This is a genomic window from Kytococcus sp. Marseille-QA3725, from assembly GCF_054950055.1.
In genome coordinates this window covers 761,560-770,124 of record NZ_JBUCLA010000002.1, presented here as the reverse complement: position 1 = coordinate 770,124, position 8,565 = coordinate 761,560, and the positions used below count along the sequence as shown (strand labels likewise).

At 74.0% G+C, this 8,565-nt stretch carries 7 protein-coding genes; all 7 read left to right on the top strand.

All coding sequences use genetic code 11. The features are described from left to right. Positions 1-1,218, top strand: a 1,218-nt coding sequence (locus tag ACY8FT_RS11800; protein ID WP_462419079.1) for a sensor histidine kinase, incomplete at its 5' end; no start/stop codon positions are given. After that, complete coding sequence (locus ACY8FT_RS11795; RefSeq protein ID WP_462419078.1) at positions 1,215-1,910, top strand: response regulator; 696 nt, start codon at positions 1,215-1,217, stop codon at positions 1,908-1,910. The genes ACY8FT_RS11800 and ACY8FT_RS11795, both read left to right, overlap by 4 nt. Positions 1,911-2,137: 227 nt before the next feature. Continuing rightward, the gene (locus ACY8FT_RS11790) at positions 2,138-3,943 is read left to right on the top strand and encodes a BCCT family transporter (RefSeq protein WP_462419077.1); all 1,806 of its coding nucleotides are present in this window, start codon (positions 2,138-2,140) and stop codon (positions 3,941-3,943) included. Between the two features lie 25 nt (positions 3,944-3,968). After that, positions 3,969-5,615 (top strand): ABC transporter substrate-binding protein, encoded by a 1,647-nt coding sequence (locus ACY8FT_RS11785; protein ID WP_462419076.1) that lies wholly within the window; start codon positions 3,969-3,971, stop codon positions 5,613-5,615. Positions 5,616-5,619: 4 nt separating this feature from the next. After that, entirely contained in the window at positions 5,620-6,597 is a 978-nt protein-coding gene (locus ACY8FT_RS11780; protein ID WP_462419075.1) for an ABC transporter permease, read from the top strand. Next, the gene (locus ACY8FT_RS11775; RefSeq protein WP_462419074.1) at positions 6,590-7,414 is read left to right on the top strand and encodes an ABC transporter permease; all 825 of its coding nucleotides are present in this window, start codon (positions 6,590-6,592) and stop codon (positions 7,412-7,414) included. Before ACY8FT_RS11780 ends, ACY8FT_RS11775 begins: the two co-directional genes overlap by 8 nt. Next, positions 7,411-8,472 (top strand): ATP-binding cassette domain-containing protein, encoded by a 1,062-nt coding sequence (locus tag ACY8FT_RS11770; RefSeq protein ID WP_462419073.1) that lies wholly within the window; start codon positions 7,411-7,413, stop codon positions 8,470-8,472. The genes ACY8FT_RS11775 and ACY8FT_RS11770 overlap by 4 nt, the downstream gene beginning before the upstream one ends. The last annotated feature ends 93 nt before the right edge of the window (positions 8,473-8,565 follow it).

The following is an 8,565-nucleotide window of genomic DNA, read 5'->3' as shown; positions in this document are numbered from 1 at the left end:
CGTGGCGGGGATCGCGGCGTGGGCCGGCCGGGGGCTGACGGTGGGGGCCCCTACGCCGTGCGCGGGGGAGACCCCCCTCCCCGCCGGTCCTCGGCCCCCCCCCGCCCGGCCCCCCCCCCCGCCCCGGGCCCCCGGGGCCCCCCCGCCGAGCCCCTGCCCCGGTGGACCTTCGGCCTGGCCGCGGGCATCGGCTGGCTGACCGTCGGTGGCGCGTTCACCCGCCGCATCACCGCGTCCAGCCCGCTGCACCCGACCACCCCCAACGTCGTCTGGCTCGCCGCGCTCAGCATCGGCTGGGGCGTGCTGATGCACGTGCACCCCGCCTTCGCGTGGGTGGCCTTCCCGCTGTTCGTGCTGTGGCTCATGCACCAGCCGCTGCGCTGGGCCGTCCCCGCGGTCGCGCTGCTCACCTGCATGGTCGCCACGGCCGAGCTCACCTCCCCCGACGGCGGGCTCGGCGGCGTGGTCGGCCCGGCCATCGGCGCCGCGGCCTGCGTGCTGGGCGCCTGGACCATGACCCGCGTCCGCCAGGAGTCCGAGGCCCGGGCCGCGCTGGTCACCGAGCTCCGCGACACCCGGGCCGCGCTGGCCACTGCCCACGCCGAGGCCGGGGCCCTGGCCGAGCGCCACCGCATCGCCCGCGACCTGCACGACACCGTGGTGCAGTCGTTCACCTCGGTGCTGCTGCTGACCCGCGCCCGGAACGACTTCCCCCGCACAGAGCTGCTGGACCGCATCGAGGCGGCCGCCGAGGCCGGGCTGGCAGACTCCCGCCGGGTGGTGGACACCCTGCGCCACGACCCCGAGCGCACCCTGGTCGACGCACTGCGCCAGGCCACCGAGGCCGTCGTCGACCCGCCCACCGAGCTCGTCGTCCACGGCACCGAGCGCGAGCTGCCCACCACCACCGAGGTGGGCCTGCTGCGCATCGTCCAGGGTGCGCTCGGCAACGTCACCGAGCACGCCCGCGCCACCCGCGCGACGGTCACCCTCACCTTCGGGCCCGGGACCGTGCGGACGGAGGTCGCCGACGACGGCGTCGGCGGCGCCGCCCTCCAGGACACCGGGCCCCGCGCCGGGTCCGACCCGGAACCCGCCACCACCCGCGGTACCGGCCTGGCCGGGGCCCGCGACCGCGCGCACGACCTGGGCGGCACGCTCGACCTGCACTCGCCCCCGGGGCGCGGCACCCGACTCACCGTGGAGGTCCCCGCATGAGCCAGCAGCCGCCGAGCACCGACCGCACGCCCCTCGTCCGCGTGGTGCTCGTGGACGACCACCCCGTCGTGCGCACCGGCCTGTCCGCGGTCCTCTCGGCCGGTGGCGACATCGAGGTGGTCGCCGAGGCGGGATCGCACGCCGAGGCGATGACGGTGCTCACCGGCTCGGGCGGCCCGCTCGCCGGGGCCCTGCCGGACCTCGTCGTGGTCGACCTGCACCTGGGCGCCGGGCCCGACGGCGCCGCCCTGATCCGTGACCTGCGCGCCGCCGGCGTCACCACCCCGAGGCTGGTGCTCACCGCCCACGACTCCGGCGACGACGTGCTGCGCGCCGTCGAGGCGGGCGCCGCCGGCTACCTGCTCAAGGACGCCCCGCCCACCACGCTGCGCGACGGGGTCCACCGCGCCGCCGCCGGGGAGACCGTCCTGGCCCCGGCCGCGGCGGCCCACCTGGTGGCCGGCCGCCGCACTCCCCCGCCGCAGCCCGAGCCGACCGCCACCCTGACCACCCGCGAGCTGGAGGTGGTCCGCGGCGTCTCCCGCGGGCTGACCAACCGCCAGATCGCGCGCGATCTCGGCATCGGCGAGGCCACCGTGAAGACCCACCTGGTGCACGCCTTCACCGCCCTGGAGGCCGTGAACCGGACCGATGCCGTGCTCCGCGCCCAGGAGCTCGGCCTGCTCGATTGACCCGCGCGCCCCGGCACCAGAACACCGGTCCGCCGTCGGAGGGGCCACCGGCACAAGCCATCACGGCTTGGTATCACTCGCTTGCCCCCACGCGTCACACCGTTACCGTGGGGTCACCACCGGCCTGCGCGTCCAGCGGTCACCGGCCCCAGCGGCCGGCACACCACCGGGCACCCCGTCGCACGAGGCAGTCGGGCCGTGACCTGTTCCCGACCTAGGTACCCACCATGCTGCAGAAACTGCACGACGCGATGGGCCTGCGGACCTCACCCGTCATCTTCTTCGGGTCGATCCTCTTCGCCACGGCCTTCATCGTCCTGACGCTCATCTTCCCGACGGGGATGTCCAAGACCTTCACCGCGGGGTCCACCTGGATCCTGGACAACCTGGGCTGGTTCTACATCCTCGGCCTCTCCGTCTTCCTCATCTACCTGATCGTCACGGGGCTGAGCCGCTTTGGCCGCATCCGTCTGTCGCCGCACGACGAGCCGCCGGAGCACTCCTTCGTCACCTGGTTCGCGATGCTGTTCGCCGCGGGCATCGGCACCATCCTGATGTTCTGGGGTGTCGCCGAGCCGGTGAACCACTTCGCCAACCCGCCGATGGCCGACGTGAAGCCGGAGTCCGTCGACGCCGCCCGCGAGGCCATGAGCTTCACGCTCTACCACTTCGGCCTGCACACCTGGACGATCTTCGCGCTGCCCTCGCTGGCCTTCGCGTACTTCATCTACCAGCGCAACCTGCCGCCGCGCGTCTCCTCGCTCTTCCACCCGCTCCTGGGTGACAAGGGCATCCACGGCCCGGCCGGCAAGGCCATCGACATCATCGCCATCACCGGAACGCTCTTCGGTGTGGCCGTCTCCATCGCGCTGGGCACGCTGCAGATCAACGCCGGACTGAGCGCCGTGCTCGGCATCGACCAGACGACCTGGAGCATCATCGCGATCCTGGCCGTGGTCACCGCGCTCGCCCTGTGCTCGGTGATCGCCGGCCTGGAGAAGGGCATCAAGCTGCTCTCGAACCTCAACATCCTGGCCGCCGTGGCCCTGATGCTGTTCGTGCTGGTCTCCGGCCCGACCCTGCACCTGCTGCGCGGCACCATCGAGAGCGTCGGCCTGTACGCCCAGAACCTGCCCTACCTGGCCTTCTGGAACGACGCGTTCGACGACAACCCGGGCTGGCAGAACCAGTGGACGATCTTCTACTGGGCGTGGACCATCACCTGGTCGCCCTTCGTCGGCATCTTCATCGCCCGCATCTCCCGCGGGCGCACCATCCGCGAGTTCATCTTCGGCGTGCTCGCGGCCCCGGTGACCTTCTCGATCATCTGGTACGGCATCTTCGGCTTCGCCAGCTTCGACATCATCCGCAACGGCAAGGACGGCGAGCAACTGGTCGACTCCGTGCTCAACGACGGCGCCGAGGTCGCGCTCTTCGAGTTCCTGGCCCACTTCCCGGCCACGACCTTCATGTCCGTCTTCTCCATCGCGATCGTGGCGATCTTCTTCGTCACCTCGATGGACTCGGCCTCGCTGGTCATGGACTCCATGGCCCGCGGCCACGACGAGGACGAGCGCGTGCCGGTGTTCCAGCGCGCGATCTGGGCGCTGCTGGTCGGCATCGTCGCGGCCGTGCTGCTGACCATGAGCCCCGACGCGGGCATCACGGCCCTGTCGGAGTTCATCACCATCGTCGGCCTGCCCTTCTTCGTGATGGGCTACCTCATGATGTGGACGCTCAACCGCGCCATGCGCGAGGACGCCGGTGAGCTGCTGCCGCTGGCCACCAAGCGCTGGCGCCGGGTGCTGCCCCCGGAGGAGGTCGAGCGCCGCAAGGACGAGGACGACGAGTACTGGGACACCGCCGGTGTGGAGTACGACCCCCACTACACCGACGAGGAGGGGCACACCATCTCCGCGCCGGAGGCGGCTGCCTACGAGCAGCACGACCTCATCGAGCCGGACGGTCCGCACCCCTCCGACCAGGTCGTCGGCTCCAGCCGGCTGAACGGGGAGGACACCACCCGCATCTGATCAACCGATCAGATAAGGTGCGCGGGTGACCTCACTGCCCCGCCGCCAGCTGCTCATCACCTCGGCAGCCATCACCGCCTCCGCCCTGGCCGGGTGTGGACTCTCCACCCCGGGCCAGGGCGGAGGTGCGTCCGAGAAGTCCGGCGGAGGCAGTCCGGCCTCGGGCGACGGGGAGCACCCGGCCCTGGTGGTCGCGGGCACGGAGGAGCTCGGCACGTTCAACCCGATCTCCGGCTACGGCGAGCAGGGCGGCACCCCGATCTACGAGGGGCTGCTGCGACTGCGCAGCAAGGACTCCGAGGAGCTCCCCGAGCTGGAGCCCGCTCTTGCCGCCGAGGAGCCGACCTCCTCGGAGGACCTCACGCAGTGGCGCGTGCCGGTGCGCCAGGACGTGCCCTTCCACGACGGCTCCACGCTGGAGCCGAAGGACGTGGTGGCCACCTACCGGGCCCTGCTCGACCCGGAGTCCGGCAGCGAGGTCGCGTGGTCCTACGACATGATCGAGAAGGTCGAGGCCGACGGCCGGGAGGTCGTCTTCACCCTGAAGTACCCCTACGCCGACTTCCCCAGCCGGCTGCTGCTCGGCATCGCCCCGGCCAAGGAGCTGACCGGCGGGCCGGCCACCGAGTCCGGCCTGAACCGCGAGCCCGTGGGCACCGGCCCGATGCGGCTGACCTCGCTGAAGCCGACCGAGGCCGTCCTGGAGCGCTTCGACGACTACTGGGGCGAGCCCACCGCGGTGCCCAAGCTGACCATCATGCTGGTGGACGACGAGGGGTCCCGCGCCCAGCAGGTCCGCACCGGGGAGATCGACGGCACCGTGCTGCCGCCCAAGCTGGCCGCCGCCACCGCGAAGGCCGGTGACGGCCTCGAGCTCGCCACGGCGAAGACCGCCGACTGGCGCGGCATCAGCTTCCCGGCCAACTCGGCCTTCGCGCAGGAGGCCGGCAACCGCGTGGCCATGAATCACGCGGTGGACCGCGAGGCCGTCATCAAGACGGTGCTCGGCGGCCACGGCACGCCGGCCGCCACGCCGCTGTCCGCCGTCTACGGCGACGCCTACGAGGACCTCTCCTTCGAGCACGACCCCGAGAAGGCCGAGAAGCTGCTCGAGGACGCCGGGTGGACCGCCGGGTCCGACGGCATCCGCACCAAGGGCGGCGAGCGGGCCGAGTTCACGCTGGTCTACGACCCGAAGGACTCCGTGCGCCGCGACGTGGCCACCGCCGTGGCCGACCAGCTCGGCAAGGTCGGCATCGAGGTCACCCCGAAGGCCATGCCCTGGGACGACGTGGAGAAGCAGTACGAGGACCTGGCCATCGTGCTGGGCGGCGGGGACAAGCCGCACAGCATCGACAGCCAGCTGTACGGACAGCTGCACACCCCGATCGAGGGTGCGGCGTATTACTACAACCCGGGCGGCCACGGCAGCGAGGAGGTCGACCAGCTGCTGGACAAGGCGCGCCGGGAGCCCGACGAGAAGAAGCGCGACGACCTCTACCGCACCGTGCAGCAGCGGTACATGGAGGACCCCAACGCGGTGATCGTCGCCTTCCTGGAGCACACCTACGTGCACGACCCGCACGGCTACTCCACCGGCGAGCTCGTCGTGGAGCCCCACGCGCACGGCGTGGCCTGGGGTCCGTGGTGGAACGTCGGCGCCTGGACCTGAGCCGGTGGCCCTCTCCCGCATCGGCCGCATGACCTGGCGCCGCGCCGCGTGGGCGGTGCCGGTGGTCGTGCTCGTCTCCCTGGCCGTCTTCGCCCTGGCCGCCGCCAGCCCGCTCGACCCGCTGGCGGCGATGCTGGGCGACCGCTACCAGCGGCTCACCCCCGAGCAGCGCGCCGAGATCGGCCGCGCCGCGGGGGTGGACGTGCCGTGGTGGCAGGCCTGGTGGACCTGGGTGGGCGACCTCACCCAGGGCGACCTCGGCTTCTCCCGTGTCTTCCGCCAGCCGGTCCTCGACGTGCTCACCGAGCGCATCGGGTGGACGCTGCTGCTCACCGTCCCGGCCATGGCCCTGGCGCTGCTGCTCGGCGTGCTCGGCGGGGTGGCCGCGGGACTGCATCCGCGCTCCTGGTGGGGGCGCGCCGTCTCCGGCACCGCGATGGTGCTGCAGGCCCTGCCGCCCTACGTCCTGGCGATGGTGGGGGTGCTGCTGTTCGCCGTCACCTGGGGGCTGCTGCCCTCCGGCGGCATGGGCCGCCCCGGCGAGGAGGTGACGGCCACGGGCTTCGTCCGCCACGCGGTGCTGCCGGTGACCGTGCTCGCCCTCTCGCAGGTGCCCTGGCTGCTGCTGGCAGCCCGGGAGTCGGTGGCCGAGACCACCGCCTCGGACGCCGTGCGCGGCGCCCGGGCGCGGGGGCTCTCGCGCCGCACCATCCGCCGCGGACACGTGCTGCCCCCGGCCCTGGTGCCGGTGGCGACGCTGGTGGGCCTGCGGCTGCCGGAGCTCGTGGTGGGCGCCGTCATCGTGGAGGAGGTCTTCTCCTGGCCCGGGGTGGCCAGCGCGATGGTGGACGCCGCCCTGGAGCTCGACTTCCCGCTGCTGGCGGCGCTGACCGTGCTCACCACGGTGCTGGTGCTGCTGGGCTCCTGGGCTGCGGACGCGCTGCACCTGGCGCTGGACCCGAGGGTGGAGATCGATGCGTGAGCTGATGCGCACCACGACCGGCCGCCTGGCCGCCGGGACGCTCGTCGTGCTGGTGCTGTTGGCGCTCGTGCTGCCCTGGGCGGCCGGCGCGGGCGTCGACCTCGGGGCGGCCCTGCAGGCGCCCTCGCTGCAGCACCCGGCCGGCACCGACCACTCCGGCCGCGACCTGCTGGTGCGGGTGGCCGAGGGGCTGCGCGTCAGCCTGCTCATCGCCGCGCTCTCGGCCGTGGTCAGCGTGGTGCTGGGGGTGCTCGTCGGGGCGGCCGCCGCGAGCCTCGGGCGGTGGGCCGACGCGCTGCTCATGCGCTTCGGCGACGCGGTCTCGGCCCTGCCGCACCTCGTGCTCGGGCTCGTGGTGGTGGCCATGTGGCCCGGCTCGGTGGTGGCCATCGTCGCCTCCATCGCCCTGACGCACTGGCCCACCGTGGCCCGCCTGGTGCGCGCCGAGGCCCTGGCGGTGCGCCGCTCCCAGTACGTGGACGCCGCCCGGCTGGCCGGGGCCTCCCGCTGGCAGCTGCTGCGCCGCCACCTCGTGCCGGCCGCGCTGCCGCAGGCGCTCGTGGCCGTCGTGCTGCTCATGCCGCACGCGGTCTTCCACGAGTCGACCCTGAGCTTCTTCGGCATCGGGCTGCAGCCCACCGAGGCGTCGCTGGGCACGCTGCTGGCGCAGGCGCGATCGGATGTGCTGCTGGGGGCCTGGTGGTCGCTGGTGGCACCCGCGGGTGCGCTGGCGCTGGCGACCCTGGCCGTCGGTGGCGTGGGCCGGGTGCTCACCGACGCGCTGCGCTCCGGCGACGCCGAGGAGGTGGCGGCATGAGCGACACGCGGCGCCCCGGGGCGACCTTCGTCCCGCCTGAGGGGGGAACCTCGCCGTCGGCCGGGGGTGTGGCGCCCGCTGCCCGGGTGGCGGGCCTCTCGGTGCGCCTGCCCGTCGCCGGCGGACGCCACCGGGTGCACGCCGCGCACGAGGTGGACCTGACGCTGCACGCCGGCCGCGTGCACGCCCTCGTGGGTGAGTCCGGGTGCGGCAAGTCCGTGCTCGCGAGCGCCCTCATCGGCCTGCTGCCGGCCGGCGCACAGGTGGAGGGGGTGCTGGCGATCGCCGGTCACGAGCTGGGCCCCACGGACGAGGCCGAGTGGCGGCACCTGCGTGGGCACCACGTCGGGCTCGTGCCGCAGTCGGCCGCCACCCTGCTGACGCCCACCCGGCGGGTCGGACCGCAGGTGGCCGAGACCCTGGCCGCCCTCTCCCCGGACGCGCACGGTCGTCGTGGTCGGGCGATGGACGCGCTCGTGGCCCGGGCACTGGAGCGCGTCGGGTTGGAGCCGGGCGTGGCGCGGCGGTACCCCCACGAGCTCTCCGGCGGCATGGCGGCCCGGGCGGCGTTCGCGCTGGCGACGGCGGGCGAGCCGGCGGTGCTGCTGGCCGACGAGCCGACCGCGAGCCTGGACGCCGAGAGCCGCGAAGCGATGCTGGACCTGCTGCGGGCCGCCGCCGACGACGGGGCCGCGGTGCTGCTCATCACGCACGACCTCGCCTCGCTGGGGGCACGTGCGGGACGGGTGGACGAGCTCTCGGTGATGTACGCCGGGCAGGTGGTGGACCACGGACCGGTCGAGGTGCTGCTGGCCGACCCGGGCGCCCCGGGGCAGCCCGACCCGGTGGGCACCGGCGGGGCCGGCCGGCCCCGCCGGCACGCCTACACGCGCGCGCTGGTGGCCGCCCTGCCCCGGCACGGGCTGCACCCCATCCCCGGCGCGCCGCCCTCCCTGCTCGATGCCGCGACCCCACCCTCGGTGGACGAGCGGCTGGCCGGGCGGCCGGTGTCCGCCGGGCGCGGCAGTGCCCACGACCAGCACGGAGGTGCCCGATGAGCGACGTCCGTCCCGCCGTCCGCCTGTCCGGCGTCACGGCCTCGCCCGCCCCGGGTGCGCCGGAGGTGCTGCGCGGCGTCGGCCTCGAGCTGA